General features: G+C 50.3%; 19 protein-coding genes. 18 read left to right on the forward strand and 1 reads right to left on the reverse strand.

The window, feature by feature from the left end; genetic code table 11:
• The first annotated feature begins 140 nt into the window (after positions 1-140).
• The 10 genes from gyrA to ACFFJP_RS09365 all read left to right on the forward strand — a co-directional run bounded on the left by gyrA (position 141) and on the right by ACFFJP_RS09365 (position 12,252).
• Complete coding sequence (gene gyrA / locus ACFFJP_RS09320) at positions 141-2,777, forward strand: DNA topoisomerase (ATP-hydrolyzing) subunit A (protein WP_377242723.1); 2,637 nt, start codon at positions 141-143, stop codon at positions 2,775-2,777.
• A 280-nt stretch (positions 2,778-3,057) separates the two neighbouring features.
• Positions 3,058-4,140, forward strand: coding sequence for a 3-phosphoserine/phosphohydroxythreonine transaminase (gene serC / locus ACFFJP_RS09325; RefSeq protein ID WP_377242725.1), 1,083 nt, complete (start codon positions 3,058-3,060; stop codon positions 4,138-4,140).
• On the forward strand, positions 4,140-5,417 hold the full coding sequence (aroA, locus tag ACFFJP_RS09330) for a 3-phosphoshikimate 1-carboxyvinyltransferase (RefSeq protein WP_377242728.1): 1,278 nt from the start codon (positions 4,140-4,142) through the stop codon (positions 5,415-5,417). Before serC ends, aroA begins: the two co-directional genes overlap by 1 nt.
• A 121-nt stretch (positions 5,418-5,538) precedes the next feature.
• A complete protein-coding gene (gene cmk, locus ACFFJP_RS09335; protein WP_377242730.1) occupies positions 5,539-6,222 on the forward strand; it encodes a (d)CMP kinase in 684 nt (227 codons plus the stop codon).
• A gap of 100 nt (positions 6,223-6,322) precedes the next feature.
• The gene (gene rpsA / locus ACFFJP_RS09340; RefSeq protein WP_377242732.1) at positions 6,323-7,996 is read left to right on the forward strand and encodes a 30S ribosomal protein S1; all 1,674 of its coding nucleotides are present in this window, start codon (positions 6,323-6,325) and stop codon (positions 7,994-7,996) included.
• 72 nt (positions 7,997-8,068) lie between these two features.
• A complete protein-coding gene (gene ihfB / locus ACFFJP_RS09345) occupies positions 8,069-8,353 on the forward strand; it encodes an integration host factor subunit beta (RefSeq protein ID WP_208931368.1) in 285 nt (94 codons plus the stop codon).
• 44 nt (positions 8,354-8,397) lie between these two features.
• A complete protein-coding gene (locus tag ACFFJP_RS09350; RefSeq protein ID WP_031564423.1) occupies positions 8,398-8,640 on the forward strand; it encodes a lipopolysaccharide assembly protein LapA domain-containing protein in 243 nt (80 codons plus the stop codon).
• A gap of 4 nt (positions 8,641-8,644) precedes the next feature.
• Complete coding sequence (locus ACFFJP_RS09355) at positions 8,645-9,775, forward strand: N-acetylglucosaminyl transferase (protein ID WP_377242734.1); 1,131 nt, start codon at positions 8,645-8,647, stop codon at positions 9,773-9,775.
• Between the two features lie 33 nt (positions 9,776-9,808).
• On the forward strand, positions 9,809-10,510 hold the full coding sequence (gene pyrF / locus ACFFJP_RS09360; RefSeq protein WP_377242737.1) for an orotidine-5'-phosphate decarboxylase: 702 nt from the start codon (positions 9,809-9,811) through the stop codon (positions 10,508-10,510).
• 23 nt (positions 10,511-10,533) lie between these two features.
• Complete coding sequence (locus tag ACFFJP_RS09365; RefSeq protein ID WP_377242739.1) at positions 10,534-12,252, forward strand: potassium/proton antiporter; 1,719 nt, start codon at positions 10,534-10,536, stop codon at positions 12,250-12,252.
• A 107-nt stretch (positions 12,253-12,359) separates the two neighbouring features.
• Here ACFFJP_RS09365 and ACFFJP_RS09370 read toward each other — a convergent pair whose 3' ends face one another.
• The gene (locus ACFFJP_RS09370; RefSeq protein WP_377242741.1) at positions 12,360-12,713 is read right to left on the reverse strand and encodes a hypothetical protein; all 354 of its coding nucleotides are present in this window, start codon (positions 12,711-12,713) and stop codon (positions 12,360-12,362) included.
• A 120-nt stretch (positions 12,714-12,833) separates the two neighbouring features.
• On the opposite strand from ACFFJP_RS09370, the gene ACFFJP_RS09375 reads away from it, so the two are divergent.
• The 8 genes from ACFFJP_RS09375 (at position 12,834) to ACFFJP_RS09410 (ending at position 18,327) form a co-directional block, all read left to right on the forward strand.
• Positions 12,834-13,196: a hypothetical protein gene (locus tag ACFFJP_RS09375; RefSeq protein ID WP_377242743.1), complete on the forward strand. Its 363-nt coding sequence runs from the start codon at positions 12,834-12,836 to the stop codon at positions 13,194-13,196.
• 5 nt (positions 13,197-13,201) lie between these two features.
• Positions 13,202-14,452, forward strand: coding sequence for a phage/plasmid replication protein, II/X family (locus ACFFJP_RS09380; RefSeq protein WP_377243421.1), 1,251 nt, complete (start codon positions 13,202-13,204; stop codon positions 14,450-14,452).
• A 10-nt stretch (positions 14,453-14,462) separates the two neighbouring features.
• Entirely contained in the window at positions 14,463-14,798 is a 336-nt protein-coding gene (locus ACFFJP_RS09385) for a DNA-binding protein (protein WP_377242745.1), read from the forward strand.
• Positions 14,799-14,863: 65 nt separating this feature from the next.
• Entirely contained in the window at positions 14,864-15,004 is a 141-nt protein-coding gene (locus ACFFJP_RS09390; protein WP_377242747.1) for a hypothetical protein, read from the forward strand.
• 116 nt (positions 15,005-15,120) lie between these two features.
• The gene (locus tag ACFFJP_RS09395) at positions 15,121-15,333 is read left to right on the forward strand and encodes a major coat protein (RefSeq protein ID WP_377242749.1); all 213 of its coding nucleotides are present in this window, start codon (positions 15,121-15,123) and stop codon (positions 15,331-15,333) included.
• A 23-nt stretch (positions 15,334-15,356) separates the two neighbouring features.
• The gene (locus ACFFJP_RS09400) at positions 15,357-16,733 is read left to right on the forward strand and encodes a hypothetical protein (protein WP_377242751.1); all 1,377 of its coding nucleotides are present in this window, start codon (positions 15,357-15,359) and stop codon (positions 16,731-16,733) included.
• A complete protein-coding gene (locus ACFFJP_RS09405; protein WP_377242753.1) occupies positions 16,730-17,110 on the forward strand; it encodes a hypothetical protein in 381 nt (126 codons plus the stop codon). Before ACFFJP_RS09400 ends, ACFFJP_RS09405 begins: the two co-directional genes overlap by 4 nt.
• A 2-nt stretch (positions 17,111-17,112) precedes the next feature.
• Entirely contained in the window at positions 17,113-18,327 is a 1,215-nt protein-coding gene (locus ACFFJP_RS09410; RefSeq protein ID WP_377242755.1) for a zonular occludens toxin domain-containing protein, read from the forward strand.
• Positions 18,328-18,439: the final 112 nt, after the last annotated feature.

The raw sequence follows: 18,439 nt of genomic DNA on the forward strand, positions 1-18,439 counted from the left end.
GACGCCTGAGTCTGTTAAAAGTTGCCGCAGTTGATCATGGCATCATGGCGCCGTTGTGTTAGAATCCTCGGTTCGTGGTTTGCCGAGATAACAACTACACGCAAGCCAACTCACTGATTTTAAGGGATATAACGCTTTTTATGACAAATCTGGCCAAAGAAATTGTTCCCATCAATATCGAAGAAGAATTAAAGAACTCTTATCTGGATTACGCGATGAGCGTGATCGTCGGCCGGGCGTTGCCGGATGTGCGCGACGGTTTAAAGCCAGTGCACCGCCGCGTTTTGTTCGCGATGAAAGAACTTGGCAACGAATGGAACCGCGCTTATAAGAAGTCGGCCCGCGTGGTCGGTGACGTGATCGGTAAATATCACCCGCACGGTGATACTGCGGTTTATGACACCATAGTTCGGATGGCACAGCCATTTTCACTGCGCTACATGCTCGTTGACGGCCAGGGGAACTTCGGCTCCGTTGACGGCGACTCTGCAGCTGCCATGCGTTACACCGAAGTGCGGATGGCAAAAATCACCACCGAATTGTTGGCTGATTTAGACAAAGAAACCGTTGATTTTGTACCGAACTACGACGGTACCGAAATGATCCCGGCGGTATTACCGACCAAAATTCCAAATTTACTGATCAACGGTTCCAGCGGTATCGCAGTTGGTATGGCGACCAACATTCCGCCACACAATATCAGTGAAGTCATTAACGCGTGTTTGGCCATTATTGCTAATCCGGACATCACCATTCCTGAGCTGATGGAATATATTCCGGGCCCGGATTTCCCGACAGCCGCTATTATCAACGGTCGCCGTGGCATTGAAGAAGCCTACCGCACTGGCCGCGGCAAAGTGTATATCCGTGCCAAAACTCATATCGAAACCGACGATAAAACCGGTCGTGAGACCATTATCGTTGATGAGATCCCTTACCAGGTGAACAAAGCACGGCTGATCGAAAAAATTGCCGAGTTGGTGAAAGAAAAACGCATTGAAGGCATTTCAGCGCTACGCGATGAGTCTGACAAAGACGGCATGCGTATTGTGATTGAACTGAAACGCGGTGAATCTTCGGACGTCATGCTGAACCATTTGTATACCCAGACTCAGATGCAAACTGTGTTTGGTATCAATATGGTAGCGTTGGATCAGGGCCAACCGAAATTGTTGGGCTTGAAACAAATTCTGGAGTGTTTTGTCCTGCACCGTCGCGAAGTCGTCACACGCCGCACCGTGTATGACCTGAAAAAAGCCCGCGATCGCGCGCACATTTTAGAAGGTCTTGCAATTGCACTGACCAATATTGATGAAATTATTGAACTGATTAAAACGTCCGCCAGTCCGTCAGAAGCCAAATCTGGTTTAGTCGCACGCGGTTGGAAACTCGGCAATGTGCAGGAAATGCTGGAGCGGGCTGGTGAAAGTGCCGCGCGACCAGAATGGCTCGAAGCTCATTTTGGCATCCGCGAAGGTTATTATTACCTGACTGAGCAACAGGCTCAGGCGATCCTCGACCTGCGTCTGCACAAACTGACCGGCCTTGAACACGAAAAAATCCTCGGTGAATACAAAGAGCTGTTGGATTTAATCGCTGAATTACTGCATATCCTCGCGAGTTCGACCCGCTTGATGGAAGTCATTTGTGAAGAGTTAGAAGCGGCGAAAGCGCAATATGGCGATGCCCGTCGTACTGAGATCCAGGACAATGCGCTGGATATCAATATGGAAGATTTGATCGCCGAAGAAGACGTTGTGGTGACCTTGTCTCACCTCGGTTATGCCAAATATCAGGCGTTGACCGACTATGAAGCACAACGTCGCGGTGGCCGTGGTAAAGCGGCGACCACAGTGAAAGATGAAGACTTTGTTGACCAGTTGCTGGTGGCCAGTACGCACGACACCATTTTGTGCTTCTCTGACCGCGGCCGCTTGTATTGGCTCAAAGTGTACCAGCTGCCACTGGCTTCACGTCAGGCGCGCGGCAAACCAATTGTGAACCTGTTACCACTGGAAGAAAACGAGCGCATCACTGCCATTCTGCCGGTCCGTGAATATGAAGAAGGCAAGTTTGTCTTTATGGCGACCGCCAACGGCACCGTGAAGAAAACTGCGCTGACCGAATACTCGCGCCCACGTTCAAACGGCATCATCGCGGTCAACCTGAACGAAGGCGATCAGCTGATTGGCGTGGATATCACCGACGGCAGCAGCGAAATCATGTTGTTCTCCGATGACGGTAAAGTCGTACGCTTCACTGAAGATCAAGTGCGGCCAATGGGTCGTGGCGCCACCGGCGTACGCGGTATCAAACTGCGCGAAAACGGTTCTGTTGTGTCGTTAATTGTGCCGAAGTCCGATGGCGCTATCCTGACCGTGACTGAAAACGGCTACGGCAAACGGACTGGCCTGGCTGAGTACCCGGCGAAGAGCCGTGCAACGCAAGGCGTCGTGTCGATTAAAGTATCAGAGCGCAATGGTCTGGTCGTCGGTGCCGTGCAGGTTAACGCGCTGGACGAAATCATGTTGATTTCGAACAAAGGCACACTGGTTCGTACCCGCGTCAAAGAAGTTTCACAAGTCGGCCGTAACACCGCCGGTGTGATCCTGATCCGCACCCAGGAAAACGAAAAAGTCGTGGGTGTACAACGCATCGACGAAATTCAGGACGCCGAAGAAATCGCCGCAGCAGAAGCTGAAGTGCAGCAACTGGACGCCCAAAACAGGGTGGACATAGAGGTTGAGGCTGAAGAGGCCGACGACTCGGAAGAATAAAATATACAAGGCACCTGCGGGTGCCTTTTTCATTCTTGTTCGGAATAAAGTTAGTCTGGTTCTTTTAGAGGTATCGCCAATTTTCCTGCAGTTTAGCTGTAACTTCGGGTTTAAGCCGGGCGAAAAATACGGTACAGTGAGTCTGATAAAAAGAGCCATCCAGATGGCGAAAATAGCGTCAGTGCCGGTACTTCAATAACAATAAAACCGCCATATTCTGCCGCAAGGTCCCAAGCCGTTTTAAATCCGCGAATTTTATTTTTGACGCAATGAGGTAAAAATGACGACCTATAACTTTTGTGCTGGCCCGGCGATGTTACCGGTGGAAGTGATGCAGCAAGCACAGGAAGAGCTGATCAACTGGCATGGCCGCGGTTGCTCCATTATGGAAATGAGCCATCGTGGCAAAGACTTTATTAAAGTTGCAGCGCAAGCGGAACAAGATCTGCGCGATTTATTGCAAGTGCCGGCCAATTATAAAGTGCTGTTTATGCACGGTGGCGGTCGTGGCCAGTTCTCAGCTGTGCCACTGAACCTGCTCAAAGCTGGTCAGAGCGCAGACTACATTGTCTCTGGTGCCTGGTCTAAAGCCGCTGCTGAAGAAGCGCATAAATTCGGTGCTATTGCCGTGCAAGGTATTACGCAAAAGACTGAAGAAGGCCTGCGCAGCCTCAAAGCCGCTGCCGATTGGCATCTGGATCCAAAATCAGCTTTTGTGCATTTTTGCCCGAATGAAACGGTGGATGGCCTCGAATTTACCGATCTACCTGCGACTGATGTTCCGCTGGTCGCCGACTTATCTTCGACAATTTTATCCCGTCCAATCGATGTCAACCGTTACGGCGTGATTTACGCTGGTGCACAGAAGAACATAGGCCCGTCAGGCTTAACGCTGGTATTGGTGCGCGAAGATCTGCTGCCTGCGGCTGGTGCGACTATTCCGGCGATTCTGGATTACCGTCTGGCCGCTGAAAACGATTCGATGTTTAACACACCACCAACGTATGCCTGGTATCTGGCCGGGCTGGTGTTCCAGTGGCTGAAGCGTCAGGGTGGCGTGGAAGCGATGGGCAAACTGAATCAGCTCAAAGCCCAAACGCTGTACAACTATGTCGATCAAAGCGATTTCTACCGCAACGACGTGGATACGCGTTACCGTTCGTGGATGAATGTGCCGTTTTTACTGGCCGACGAGCGCCTAAACGATAAATTTGTGGCCGACGCCGAAGCCCATGGCTTATTGGCGTTAAAAGGCCACCGTATGGTCGGCGGCATGCGTGCCAGCCTTTACAATGCGATGCCATTGGAAGGTGTGCAGACGCTGGTGACGTTCATGCGTGAATTTGAGCGGGTGCACGGCTGATGAAGACGTTAACACTGAATAAAATCAACGGTGTACAAGGCACAGTGCATTTGCCGGGTTCTAAGAGTATTTCCAATCGGGTGTTGCTGTTGGCCGCGCTGGCACAAGGTGAAACTCAGATCAGCAATCTGCTGCACAGTGACGACATTGAGCACATGCTAAACGCACTGACAGCATTGGGCGTGTCGTACCAGCTGTCGGACTGTAAGAGCAAGTGTGTGGTTCAAGGGCTTGGTGGTTTGTTCAAACATCCGGCACCGCTTGAGCTGTTTTTGGGCAATGCAGGCACTGCGATGCGGCCGTTAACTGCAGCGCTCGCCGCATCGAATGTCGATGTGACGTTAACCGGCGAACCGCGCATGTACGAACGGCCGATTGGGCATTTAGTTGATGCGCTGCGCCAGCTCGGGGCAGACATTGACTATCTGCAGCAGGATGGCTTTCCGCCACTGCGTATTCGTGGCAAGGCTCTGCAAGCAGGACGGATCAGCATCGACGGTAGCATTTCAAGTCAGTTTTTGACTGCTGTATTGATGATTGCACCTTTATTGCCTGCAGACAGCGAGATCGACATCATTGGTGATTTGGTTTCCAAACCTTACATTGATATCACGTTGGCTTTGATGAGCCGGTTTGGTGTGGAAGTAGAGAACCAAAACTATCAGCGCTTTGTCATCCGCGGTCAGCAACAATATCAGTCACCAGGTCATTGGCTGGTAGAAGGTGATGCGTCGTCCGCCAGTTATTTCCTTGCGGCTGCAGCTATTGGCGGCAGCATTAAAGTCACTGGTATTGGCAAACATGCGGTCCAGGGCGATATTCGCTTCGCTGATGCGCTCGAAGCGATGGGCGCGACAGTTGAATGGGGTGATGACTATATTTCGGTTACGCGGAACCAATTAAATGGTATTGACCGTGATTACAATGCCATCCCGGACGCCGCAATGACCATCGCGACGACAGCTTTGTTCGCTAAAGGCCCAACGCTGATCCGCAACGTCTACAACTGGCGCGTGAAAGAAACCGACCGTCTGCACGCGATGGCAACGGAACTGCGCAAAGTGGGTGCTGAAATTGAAGAAGGCGACGATTACATCAAAGTGACTCCGCCGGCGGTGATCCAACATGCCAGTATTGCCACTTACAACGATCATCGCATGGCAATGTGTTTCTCCATGCTGGCCTTTGCCGATTGTGGTGTAACTATCGAAGACCCAGATTGCACGCGCAAAACATTTCCACAGTATTTTGAAGTGTTTAGCGGCTTAGCAATCTAAAACGCGTAACCATTATAGAGTGACGCTAAGGCGCGGTTTTTCTTAGAGAAACCGCGCTTTTTTTAACATTTGCCTGTATAATGCCGGCCTTTAGTGGTTTAACCAGTTAACTGGAGGCAGTATGCAGAATATCCCGGTCATTACGATTGACGGTCCTGGCGGTTCCGGTAAAGGAACTATTTGCCGTCTGGTCGCACAGAAACTGGGCTGGCATCTGCTCGACAGCGGCGCGATTTACCGTGTACTGGCTCTGGCGGCTATTCACCACGATATCGCCGAGGATGACGAAGAAGCTCTGCAACCACTGGCAGCACACCTCGATGTTCAATTCACTTCTGATGATGCCGGCAATGTCCGCATTATGCTGGAAGGTGAAAACGTTTCTCATACCATCCGCACCGAAGAAGTTGGCTCTGTCGCATCAAAAATTGCCTCGTTACCACGTGTGCGCGAAGCGTTGTTACGCCGTCAGCGTGCCTTTCGTGAAGCTCCTGGCCTGGTCGCAGATGGTCGCGATATGGGTACAGTGGTTTTCCCCGGCGCAGAAGTAAAAATCTTCCTGACGGCCGCGGCCGAAGAGCGCGCCAGACGGCGTTATTTAGAGTTGAAACAAAAGGGCCATGATGTTAACATCGGCGACCTTTTGAGCGAAATTCAGGCAAGAGATGAGCGCGATATGAATCGTGCCGTGGCGCCGCTGAAACCAGCCGCTGATGCATACCTGCTTGATTCGACCAATAAAACCATTGAACAAGTGTTGACAGAAGTCCTGAGCTTCACGAAGAAGCAACTGAACCAGGCCTGACAGTACTTTGGACAGCCGCAGACATGGATGCCTCGCGGTAAATTAAGCAACCCCACCCAATACGGATCTAAGGTGGAGCAACTAACCGAAACAGTGAAAAATGACTGAAAATTTTGCACAATTATTTGAGGAAAGCCTCAAGACTATCGAAACTCGCCCAGGTTCAATCGTTAAGGGCACCATCGTAGCAATCCACAAAGACGTAGTACTGGTTGACGCCGGTCTGAAATCTGAAGCTGCGATCCCGGTTGAACAATTCAAAAACCTGGCTGGCGAGATTGAAGTGAACGTTGGTGACATCATCGACGTAGCTCTGGATGCAGTTGAAGATGGTTTCGGTGAGACATTACTGTCTCGCGAAAAAGCCAAGCGTCACGAATCCTGGGTACGCCTGGAAAAAGCCTGTGAAGATAAAGTTACCGTTATCGGTGTTATCACTGGCAAAGTTAAAGGCGGTTTCACTGTCGAAGTTGACGGTATCCGTGCATTCCTGCCTGGTTCATTAGTCGATGTCCGTCCAGTACGTGACACGCTGCACTTAGAACACAAAGAACTTGAGTTCAAAGTTATCAAATTAGATCAGAAGCGTAACAACGTTGTGGTTTCTCGCCGCGCTGTTATCGAATCTGAGAGCTCAGCTGAGCGCGATACTCTGCTGCAAAACCTGGAAGAAGGCATGGAAGTCAAAGGTATCGTTAAGAACCTGACTGACTACGGTGCATTCGTTGACCTGGGTGGCGTAGACGGCTTACTGCACATCACTGACATGGCTTGGAAACGCGTTAAGCACCCAAGCGAAATCGTCAATGTTGGCGACGAGATCCCAGTAAAAGTTCTGAAGTTCGACCGCGAGAAGCAACGTGTTTCTCTGGGTCTGAAACAGATGGGCGAAGATCCATGGGCAGCGATCGCTTCTCGTTACCCAGAAGGTGCTCGCATCACTGGTCGCGTAACGAACCTGACAGATTACGGCTGCTTCGTTGAAATCGAAGAAGGCGTTGAAGGTCTGGTACACGTTTCAGAAATGGACTGGACCAACAAAAACATCCACCCATCTAAAGTTGTTAACTTAGGTGATTCAGTGGAAGTTATGGTTCTGGAAATCGACGAAGAACGTCGTCGTATTTCTTTAGGCCTGAAACAGTGCAAAGCCAACCCATGGGAAGAGTTTGCGAAAGGCTTCAACAAAGGTGACCGCGTTTCCGGTAAGATCAAGTCAATCACTGACTTCGGTATCTTCATCGGTCTGGACGGCGGCATCGACGGCCTGGTTCACCTGTCAGACATCAGCTGGAATTCAACTGGCGAAGACGCCGTACGTGAATTCAAGAAAGGCGACGAAGTGTCGGCCGTTGTTCTGCAAGTTGACCCAGAGCGCGAGCGTATCTCTTTAGGCATCAAGCAATTAGACGAAGACCCGTTCAACGGCTATCTTGCTGATAACAAAAAAGGTGCTATCGTTAAAGGTGCAGTAACTGCAGTTGACGCGAAAGGCGCAACAGTATTACTGGAAGGCGGCGTAGAAGGTTATGTTCGCGTTTCTGATATCGCTCGTGAGCGTATCGAAGATGCAACTACTGCGCTGAAAGTCGGTGAAGAAGTTGAAGCTCGCCTGATGGGTGTTGACCGCAAAAACCGCGTGATCAGCCTGTCAATCAAAGCCAAGTTCGAAGCTGAAGAGAAAGAAGCGTTAGAATCTATCAAGCAGGATGATACTGCTTTTGGTGGTAACGCAATGGCTGAAGCATTCAAAGCAGCTCAGAAATCTGAGTAATTGATGCCAGTCGGTCGGCTGGGGCATTAGCCTCAGCCGGCATTTTCCAGCAACTGTGTAAGCGGAGTCCTTATGACCAAATCTGAGTTGATCGAAAAGTTGGCCACTGATTTTCCTCACATCCAGGTAAAAGACGTTGAGTCTGCTGTGAAAGAAATCCTGGAACAGATGGCAGGCTCGCTAGCTGTCAACGAACGGATTGAAATCAGAGGTTTCGGTAGTTTCTCGCTGCACTACAGAGCTCCACGGGTAGGTCGCAATCCTAAAACTGGCGACAAAGTAGAACTTGACGGTAAATACGTCCCGCATTTTAAACCAGGTAAAGAATTACGCGACCGCGTGAAAGAAAATACCTGAGTCATGTCCGCGCTGATACAGCGACGGTGCTAACGGAGCAGAGTTTGAGAAAGCTGATTTTTTTCCTGTGTTTTTCTGTGCTCATCCTGATTGGACTGTTTTTCGGTTCAATCAACCAGCAAGTCGCTGAATTAAATTATTTTATTGCCAAAGCTGAGCTGCGGGTTGTCGATATTGCCCTGTTATTTTTGCTGCTCGGCTTTGCAATTGGTCTGAGTCTGTCACTGACTATTCTGGTGAAATTGCGTACTAAACGCTGGATTAACCGGGCCATGAGCAAGACCTGAACTTATGCTTGAACTGCTATTTCTGTTGTTGCCTGTTGCCGCCGCTTACGGCTGGTTTTTTGGCCGCAACAGTCTGCGGCAGGAAGAGCTGAAGAACAAAGCCAACGTCGCGAAAAACCTGTCCTCCGGGTTGAATTTCCTGCTGACCGATCAAGAAGACAAAGCCATCGAACAGCTGTTGCAGTTGCTTGATATCGAAGCCGCGACTATTGATACCTACCTGGCCCTTGCCAATTTATTCCGACGCAAAGGGGACTGGGACAAAGCCATCCGCATTCATGAAAAACTGCACCAACTGAAGTTACCCAAAGTTCAGGCGCAGCAAATTCAACTAGAACTGGCAAAAGACTATTTCTCTGCTGGTTTATATGACCGCGCAGAAAGCCTGCTGCGTAAACTGGTCGATAGCGATCCGCTGCAGGAAACCGCCTTAAAGCAATTGTTCGCTATTTTTGTCGTGACCCACGATTGGCATAAAGCCGTCGAGTTCGCGCCACAGGTAGACAAAACTGATTCGCGCTCGCTACGCATCGCGCTGGCGAACATGCGCTGTGAAGATCAGAAAAAGCCGATGGATGTGATGGCGCTGCGGATCCTGTCACAAAAATACCCGCAGGCGATCCGGCCGCGATTACAACTGGCGCGGCAGTTATTGGCTGAGCAATTACTGGCCGATGCCGCCGTCGCTTTTAAATCGGTGTTGACACAAAAACCGCAATGGGCCGCCGATATACTGCCCGAATTACAACGCTGCCAGCTGCCAGAAGACGAGTGGTACCCGCTGCTCAGCCAGCTGGTGCACAAAAATAAAAACATCACCGCAACGATGTTTTTGTGCGACTGGCTGGTACAAACCGGCTCACCAGCTGCCGGCGAGCAACTTCTGTTGGAAAAACTGCAGCAGCAACCGAACATCCGCTTGTTCCAACGTTTACTGCAGGTCCGCCAGTTAAATCAGCCGGCGCAGATGGAAGCGCTGCAAGCCATCGATGGTCTGGTGCGCGCCTATCTAGATACTAAAATCCTGTATAGCTGCCGGAATTGCGGCTTTAAAACCCGGCAACAATACTGGTTATGTCCGTCCTGCCAGCAATGGGAGACGGTTGAACCATTAAGCGGCATTGACGGCCGCTGATCCTGTCCCTTTAAGTTTTTTGGAAATGTCGTTATGCAATTAAGCCCTGTCGTGGTTGCGCTGGATTATGAAGACCAGCGCGCAGCATTAAATCTGGTCAGCCAGCTGGACCCGGCGTTATGTCGGTTAAAAGTCGGCAAAGAAATGTTCAGCCATTTCGGCCCCGATTTTGTGCGTGAGCTGCAACAACGCCATTTTGATGTATTCCTCGATTTAAAATTCCATGATATTCCAAACACAGTCGCCAAGGCCGTCAAAGCCGCCGCTGATCTGGGCGTTTGGATGGTGAATGTGCACGCCAGTGGCGGTAGCCGGATGATGATAGCCGCTCGCGAAGCCCTGCAAAGCTATGACGCTGAAAAGCCACTACTGATTGCCGTGACAGTGTTAACGTCGATGGAGCAGGCTGATTTACTCGAATTAGGTATTACACTGACGCCCGAACAGCAAGTGTTGAAACTGGCGGCGCTGACACATCAATCTGGTCTCGATGGTGTGGTGTGTTCGGCCCATGAAGCGCGGGCACTGAAACAGCAGTTTGGTCAGGCGTTTCAGTTAGTCACCCCTGGGATCCGGCCGGCCTTTGCTGGCGCTGATGATCAAAAACGTGTGATGACGCCGGCGCAAGCCGTTGCAGCTGGCGTGGATTACATGGTGATTGGTCGCCCAATCACCAAAGCGGCAGATCCACTGGCCGCCTTACAGGCGATTTATCAGGAATTAAACGCGGTTTAGACCGCCGACATAAGGACGCTTTATTGGATGCAGTCAACCTCAACATTCTGATCGCCGGTGCACTGTTCACGGTCAGTATCATTGCAACCTTAATCTCGGCGCGCTTCGGGGCGCCTTTGTTGCTGATATTTCTTATAATGGGCATGCTGGCTGGCGAAGACGGGGTGTTGGGAATCCAGTTTGCGGATCCTGATCTGGCGCTGCTGATAGGTTCGGTGGCGCTGGTCATTATCTTGTTTGACGGTGGGATGCGGACGCATCCGGATCGGGTCAAAGTAGTGTTAGCACCGTCGGCGGCTTTGGCCACGGTAGGGGTGTTAATCACCTGTCTGGTGCTCGGTTTAGCGGCTATGTGGTTGTTCCAGCTGACTTTACTCGAGGGGCTATTACTTGGTGCCATCTTAAGCTCCACCGACGCTGCAGCGGTTTTTTCTATCTTCCAGTCCGCAGGACTCAATATCAAAGAACGGGTTGCGTCGACACTGGAAATAGAGTCGGGCAGTAACGACCCAATGGCGGTGATGCTGACCTTTACACTGGTCGCGGTGGTTGCCGGTGAAGCTGAACTTGGTTGGAGCACCGTGCTGGTTTTTGTGCAGCAGGCGTTGCTTGGCGCTTTGTTTGGTTGGCTAGGCGGCAGGGGGCTGATCTGGTTTTGCCGCAAGTTACCATTAAGTCCGGCATTCTTCCCACTATTTGCTATTTCCTACGCCTTGTTTCTTTACGGTCTGACCAACCAGTTTGGCGGCAGCGGCTTTTTAGCGGTTTACCTGGCAGGCTTTCTGGTTGGCAACGCGAGGTTGGCACCAGTTCAATACATTTTGCGTCTGCAGGATGGTTTGGCCTGGTTGAGCCAAATCATTATGTTTTTGATGTTAGGGTTGCTGGTGACGCCAAGTAAGTTATTGGACTATTTGTTGCCGGCGGTAGCCCTGGCTGGTGTGATGATTTTTGTTGCTCGGCCGCTCGCTGTGGTGCTAAGTCTGCTGCCGTTTCGGTTTCCCAAACGTGACCAGATTTTTATCAGCTGGGTAGGGCTGCGTGGTGCTGTGCCGATTATTCTGGCCTTGATCCCCTGGCTTGCCGGTGTCCCTAATAAAGATTTGTACTTTAACGTCGCGTTTTTCGTCGTCATTGTTTCGCTGTTAATTCAGGGCTGGTCGATCGCGCCGGTTGCGCGCTGGTTGCGGCTGGAAGTACCAAAAGAGCCAGGACCTGATTATGTGATGCCACTAGAGGTGGTACAAAGTAACGACGTGTTGCAGGTGCTGGCGTATCAGGTCAACGCCGATTCGCCGGTGCTCGATACCGACTGGACTATGTTACCAGTACCTTCATCCGCACAGTTTTTGGGCCTGGTGCGCAATGGCGAGTGGATCCAATGTCTCAACTGTACACGCTTTAAAGCCAACGACACCTTGATGGTCATGGCCAAAGCGGCAGACAGCGCTGTGATCAGCGAAGTGTTATCCAGTTACGCAGCCGCAGCCAGCCAAAGCAAACAAGATTTCTTCGGTGAATTCGTGCTCAATGGTCAAATCACTTTGGCCGATTTGGGGGCTTTCTACACAATAGAATTCGGTGAATTAGATCCGTCGCAAACCATTTCAGATTACATTGGTAACCGGTTTTTCCGCCGTGTCGTAGTTGGCGACGACGTCCAGCTCGACCAATTAATCCTGACAGTCCGCCAGATTGATGAACAAGACCGCATTCTACAGGTTGGTATCAAACCGGCTTGATGGTATTTTCAGGTTTAAAGCTGAATTTCAAAGCTTGTTTTTAACATTTGCTCATCGTAAAACAACGCATCAGAAATGTCCCATAATGTATATTATGTTAAATTGAATTATGCGGGAGTGACCGCATCACTCTGGCTTGGTGAACTCGCCAGGTTTAACGTCAGCACTAAGGCCGCGAACACTCCCGCTAATCTCTTTAGCACTTTTTGGAGTTCCGCTTTAACCGCTGGTGATTTGCTGGTTTCCATATCCAGGCGAACTAACACCTCACCGATATCCATACCGCATTGCTCAGCAATAAACATTGCTTGTTCTGGTGTCAGGTGTCTGCGTCCAGCTTTGATGTTACTCAAATGGCTTTCGCTTAACTCATCGATAAGCGTTACCAAATCTTTGTTGGCTGACAGGCCTTTAACTTTTTTGAAAGTCTCTAGCAGCCAGTAGCTGTAGTTTTCGTTCATTCCGACACACCTAGCCTTTTTACGATTCGCTGATTTTAACAGCCGGAAACTTTTCATGTTGAAAAGTTTAAGTTATGGCGCTACCATCTTTTCAATTTGAAAAGTAAACGGATGTTTGCCATGACTAACCTCGTTTCGTATTTCCGCAAAACCGAAGCAACCACGTTGCTCGAAATGCATTTCAAACCACTGACCGTATCGCCAAATTTCGCCCAGGTATCGTTTCTTCACCAAATCCATGAAACCGAATGCGGTGGCGATAACCTGGCTGAACATCCATTCGCTTGCATCCTGACTGACCACGAAACCGGCCATTCTGTGCTGTTATCCCGCACTGAGGAAAACCACATTGTGTTTCATGGCTTTTTCGATGATTCAGAACAAGCCTATGACTTCGCCTGTGATCACTTCATGGCCGAGTTCCATCAATCGCAATTCGCCGCTTTAGCCGTTGCCGCTGATGAAACCGGAGCTGCTCAGTGATTGATATGGTTGCGATCAGCGTCCCGTTTCTGCGTAGATATTACGTAGATTCGCCAACAGGCGCCCCGTTTATCGATGACCGGACGTTGATTGAACGTTTCGGTCTTGATATGTCGGGCTGTGTATCCTGGGATGCTGAACACAACAAATTCACGTTTACGCAGCTGCATCACAAATTCGAATCGTTGCCGAGTTCCTTTGCTTCTCTGGCATTCAAAATCATCAACGGCACCGATTTTAAACAGATCCCGTACATCAAAATTGTCGGCAATCCCGCGAAATTACTGCAAGGTCATAACGTTTACGGTCCCGACAACCTAGAGCTTTGCATCATGGCCGTTGTCCAGGCATTTGTCTTTGGTGATCACAACCTGAGTGACTATCTTGACTGGGAACATGCCTGTGTCGATTACTTAGATTTGACCTATACCGCGCACGTTGCCAATCAGCAGCAGGCCCAACAATGCCTGGATATGATGCGCAATATCAAAGTTGGCCAGACCCGTCCCTGGTATGACGATTCCTATGCCTCGACCATCTACTTTAATAAAGGCTCAGAGCTTCGCATCAACAAGGTTTACCTGAAATTACTAGAACTCGATGCCCAGATAAACAAGCTCACCAGACGTTACGCACAAACCAAATATGAGCATTTCCGCCGCCAATTAATCGAAATTACACGCCCCGAAATTCGTCAGTTTGCAACGGGCGCATTGCGCTTTGAAACCCGAGTTTATCGCCAGTGGCTCAACGCCCAGGGTGTCAACACTTCACTTGGATTAATCACAGATCCCAATCTGCAAAAAAACGACACTGACATTATCCCGCGCCTGTGGCGCTCAGCATTTCAGGACATCTTCAAGTCCTTCGAAGGTGCAACCATGAACACATACGACACTGAATCAGTCTTAAACGGCCTCAAAATCGCTTTTGGCAGGCCGACCAAAACCGGCACCAGCTATGCCAAAGCAAACCGTTTATACGGCATTTACCGCAACATCATGGCCGACGGATTCCAGCGCACCAAAGCATCCCATGACCGCGCCACCTGGGGCCGTTACATGAAAGATCTGAATCATGCCGGTTTGTCCCTGGCACAGCTGATGAACCTGACCGGTGAACACTCAAACGTAGTCCCGTTCATCAAAATGATTAATGTCGATTTCTCCAAGCAACTCCCTGCTGACTATGTGGAACCGTTGCCACTGTCACAGCAATACCACCAAAACCCCGCGCTACTGCGCTTAGTTTCATAAGGAAACCATCATGGCTTTATTAAATATTCCGACCTTTGCAGGTTTGACAGTAAACGGAGTCTATCGCGGCACCCGCTTACAGCATGGCAAACCAGACCAAAACGGCCAGACCCGCCAAACCTTGTATTGCGGGATCTCGATAGAACGCCAGGGAAATTACGGCACCGAGGAAGACATTATCGAGCTGGTTATTTCTGACACCCTCGTCAAGCAAGGCATTCCCGCAAAACTTGCCGCACTTGAAAACACAGAAATCAGTTTGCCGTTCTGGGAGCGAGTTTGGACCGGTGCAAAATCTAGCGGTGTCACTCGTTACCTGGCAAACGAAGTGACGCAAATTCTCTAACCAATCTTTTGCTAAGCCGTCTGGCCCTTTATGGGTTAGACGGCTGCAAAAGAATCGGAGCAAGTATGGAAACGATCCTGATTGACGCCCAGCAGCTGCAAACCGTTTTAGATGCCATCAGCAGCGCCGCCAATATCGTCGTTGCTGGTTGTGCCTGTATTTGCTTCTGGCTGGGCATGAATTCATGGGAGACCGTCGCTAAATGATGACTATCCCTGAAGCCATCGGTCTGTGTATGGCCGCTGGAACCCTTGGCTGGTGTACCTCACTAGCCTTTTACCTGTTAAGGCGCTTTGCCTTTATGACCACTTAAGGAAAAACCATGAAAAAGCAAAATATTGCTGTATCGCTGTTAGTCGCTCTGGGTGCAGTTTCTACTCAGGCTCACGCCGTTTCTGCTGCTGAAACTGCCCTGACCTCTATCGGCACCGAAATTACTGCCCTGTCTACTGCCGCTTGGCCTATCGTCACCTCGCTGGTGATTGCGTTCGTCGGTATGAAACTGTTTAAGAAGTTCGCCAACAAAGCCAGCTAACATCAGCTGGCAAAGGACGCCCCATGAAAAACAGACTAATTCTGATGGCATGGGGCGTTTTTTTTGCGCTCTATTCCGTCGATTCATTCGCTGCTTATGCAAACTGTCGTTTTGTAGATATTCGAAAATCTAGCTCCCCTGCCAGTGTCATTTACAGTCCGAATTATAGAAACAAAATTATCGTTGCTGAGTACGCAGCAGGTGCATCACAGCAAAGTGCTTGCCTTGAAAACCTAAAAGCAAACATGAAAGTCACATGGATCGCTGATGGCTCTGTTTGTGATATTGATGCCACTGGTCGCGTGACTTGTGCTGGTAACTCGGTTGGTATTGTTTACTGGAACGGTATAACGTCGACTCCAACCGGTGAGGAAACTGCAAGTTGTAATCTTTTTTCTGGTGATGAATTCTTTAATCCGAATCAGAAAGATGTTTGTGCCGATACTGGTGTGAGTACTGGTGGAACAGCGCCCGAACCGCTTTATTGCATGTCTCAATGGCTCGGCGGTATTACTTCTGAATCAAAACACAAGTTTACTGCCACTCAGTGTTATGCGCTTGACCCTGACCCGACACCAGACCCTGATCCAGACCCTGATCCAGACCCAGACCCAGACCCAGAACCAAATCCCGGCACTCCGGGCGGCGGTGGTCAGCCTACCTCCGGCACTACTGGCAATGCAACCGGCACCAATGGCACAAGTCCGGTCAATCTGGTCATGGAATTTAAGCCGGTCACTGAACGGCTCGATTTGCTGCGCGCTGATGAAAAGGCCCACACCAATTATCTCGGCCAGCAGATCACCAATGGCACCGCTGCAACGAACAGCCTAAAACCATTGCTGCAAGCTATTGCAACTAAAACTGATGGCGTCGCGAATGCTGTTCGCCAAGGCACCGCCGAAATTAAAGGCGAACTGACCACGCTCAATAACACCGGAAAAGCCATCGAGGGGGCTATTAAGGACGGGAATACCGCATTGGGTGAAAAGCTCGACGGCATCAAAGAAGGCATAGATAAGCTGACCGAGGGCGAACCCATCGACGGCACCGCCGCAGCAAACAGCACTAATTTGCCGGACTATGACGACGCTGTTAGAAGAGGCGTCGAGCATATACAGAACACGATTGCCGATTATGCCGATGATTCAGGCATCAATAACCTGACCGACAGAAACGCCGTTACCGGCATGTTTTCTGCCGCAGAGAGTTTTGGTGATGTGTTTGATATTGCCCGCAGTGGCTGCTCGCCGATCGCCTTTGGCTCACACGGAAAATTCAACGTCTGCGGTGCAGCGCCGACCATTTCGATGGTGCTTGAAATGATTATTTGGGCCTTAACCGCCCTGTTTATCTTCCACTTTATCGGTGGTTTACTGACTCGGGAGCGCCTCACATGATTGCTTTAGTTCAACCCATCATTTTGTTCTTTACGGCCATCATTGGCCGGATTTATGGCTGGCTTATCGGTGCTTATTTAAGCGGTGCATTGCGTTCGCTGGTGATTAGTTTGGTTCTGTTTACCACCATTGCAACGCTCGTTTATAACCTTCTCACTGAGGCCAATGCTTACTTGTTGCAAGCGATTCAGGGTATGTCCCCGATGTCTCAGGCCATGTTAAGCCCCATCGCCTCGATGCTGCCGCCGTCTTTGGGTCTTTGTGCCTCGATTATCGTCAGCGTCTGGTTAATGGGTATCGTGTACAACTTGGCTAAAGAAGTCGCCAAAATGAAAGCCCACGCTGCCGAACGTGCAGCTGGCTTCTTTAAGGCTTAACCATGCCGGCCTATGTCATCACCGGTAAACTCGGAGCGGGAAAATCACTGGTCGCAGTGTCCCGCATCCAGCACTACATTTTGCAGGGGCGTAAAGTCGCCACCAACGTCAACTTGTTCCCTGAACATCTGACCAATAACCTCTGGTCGAAAAACTGCGAGATTTACCGCATTCCGAACAAGCCCACGGCAGCGGACTTACACGCCCTGCCGCTCGGCCATGACTTAGACCGCCCTGACGATAATCGAAACGGCTGCTTGGTTCTGGATGAATGCGGGACTTGGTTTAACTCCCGCAGCTGGAACGACAAAGGACGGGCCGAAGTCATCGAATGGTTTAGAAATGCCCGAAAAAACCGCTGGGACATTTTTTTTATCATTCAGGACATCGCTGTAATGGATTCTCAGGCGCGCGATTCGTTCGCGGAGCATGTTGTGTACTGTCGCCGCTTTGACCGCTTCAAAATCCCGCTGCTGCATCATTTGGGCATTAAGCCGCCAAAGCTGCACATGGGACTCGTTAAATACGGCTCAGAAGCAACCAGCCCGACCGTCGACCGCTGGATGTATCGCGGTGAATACCTCTACGACGCCTACGACACCGAGCAGCAATTTACCGCAAACGACGAAATACAGGGGTTAGCCTCAGTCCTTCCGCCCTATTACACACATGGGCGCTATATCAGCAAATGGGAGCATTTTAAAAATGGCATCAAACAGTACAAAGTGGGTAAATGGCAGTTTTTTTTAGTCGGGGCATTCGCATCAGCCTTTGCTGTGAATGCCCTTGTGACTTTTGAGGCCGAAGAGCCGAAAAAAGGCATCTGGTCGTGCAACGATGCTTACAAGCAGCTGTTCGGCAGCTGCGATGCTAAGCCAGTTGCACCGTATGAGTATTATTATCCAAATCCAGAAAATGCTCCGCCTGGGCAAACGGGTGACGGCTCCAAGCCGGAACCCGAAGCCCAGCAGAATCAAATTTATATCGCCGGATATGAGAAAACATCGCGGGGGGTGAATATGGCTTTTGTGACCGCTGACGGAGAGCCGTTCTATCCGAAAAGCTATTCGGTTAAGAAACTCGGGGACTGTACCGCTCTGGTGCGGATTGATAAGAAGATTCTGGACCTGACCTGTATGCCGGATTCGATGGCTTTTGCGCAGCCTGAACTGCCAAAGGATAACGGGACGGGGTTATTAGGGGGCAAAGCCCCCTGATGAAGCGCGGAGCGCGGTAACACGCTGCAAGCGTCTGAATGACTTTAGTCGTTCATCCTGTAAACTCGCCCCTTTTTAGGGGCGTTGATTTGTGTAATGATTTGAAACCTTT

The sequence above is a fragment of the Rheinheimera tilapiae genome, assembly GCF_042432165.1.
Taxonomy (GTDB): domain Bacteria; phylum Pseudomonadota; class Gammaproteobacteria; order Enterobacterales; family Alteromonadaceae; genus Pararheinheimera; species Pararheinheimera tilapiae.

Excerpts from the sequence above, each read along its gene's own strand:
- ACFFJP_RS09370 (WP_377242741.1), bottom strand. The coding sequence starts at position 12,713 with ATGAACGAAAACTACAGCTACTGGCTGCTAGAGACTTTCAAAAAAGTT.
- rpsA (WP_377242732.1), top strand. The coding sequence starts at position 6,323 with ATGACTGAAAATTTTGCACAATTATTTGAGGAAAGCCTCAAGACTATC.
- pyrF (WP_377242737.1), top strand. The coding sequence starts at position 9,809 with ATGCAATTAAGCCCTGTCGTGGTTGCGCTGGATTATGAAGACCAGCGC.
- ACFFJP_RS09410 (WP_377242755.1), top strand. The coding sequence starts at position 17,113 with ATGCCGGCCTATGTCATCACCGGTAAACTCGGAGCGGGAAAATCACTG.
- gyrA (WP_377242723.1), top strand. The coding sequence starts at position 141 with ATGACAAATCTGGCCAAAGAAATTGTTCCCATCAATATCGAAGAAGAA.
- ACFFJP_RS09375 (WP_377242743.1), top strand. The coding sequence starts at position 12,834 with ATGACTAACCTCGTTTCGTATTTCCGCAAAACCGAAGCAACCACGTTG.
- ACFFJP_RS09385 (WP_377242745.1), top strand. The coding sequence starts at position 14,463 with ATGGCTTTATTAAATATTCCGACCTTTGCAGGTTTGACAGTAAACGGA.
- ACFFJP_RS09405 (WP_377242753.1), top strand. The coding sequence starts at position 16,730 with ATGATTGCTTTAGTTCAACCCATCATTTTGTTCTTTACGGCCATCATT.
- aroA (WP_377242728.1), top strand. The coding sequence starts at position 4,140 with ATGAAGACGTTAACACTGAATAAAATCAACGGTGTACAAGGCACAGTG.
- cmk (WP_377242730.1), top strand. The coding sequence starts at position 5,539 with ATGCAGAATATCCCGGTCATTACGATTGACGGTCCTGGCGGTTCCGGT.
- ihfB (WP_208931368.1), top strand. The coding sequence starts at position 8,069 with ATGACCAAATCTGAGTTGATCGAAAAGTTGGCCACTGATTTTCCTCAC.
- ACFFJP_RS09400 (WP_377242751.1), top strand. The coding sequence starts at position 15,357 with ATGAAAAACAGACTAATTCTGATGGCATGGGGCGTTTTTTTTGCGCTC.
- ACFFJP_RS09380 (WP_377243421.1), top strand. The coding sequence starts at position 13,202 with ATGGTTGCGATCAGCGTCCCGTTTCTGCGTAGATATTACGTAGATTCG.
- ACFFJP_RS09395 (WP_377242749.1), top strand. The coding sequence starts at position 15,121 with ATGAAAAAGCAAAATATTGCTGTATCGCTGTTAGTCGCTCTGGGTGCA.
- ACFFJP_RS09355 (WP_377242734.1), top strand. The coding sequence starts at position 8,645 with ATGCTTGAACTGCTATTTCTGTTGTTGCCTGTTGCCGCCGCTTACGGC.
- ACFFJP_RS09390 (WP_377242747.1), top strand. The coding sequence starts at position 14,864 with ATGGAAACGATCCTGATTGACGCCCAGCAGCTGCAAACCGTTTTAGAT.
- serC (WP_377242725.1), top strand. The coding sequence starts at position 3,058 with ATGACGACCTATAACTTTTGTGCTGGCCCGGCGATGTTACCGGTGGAA.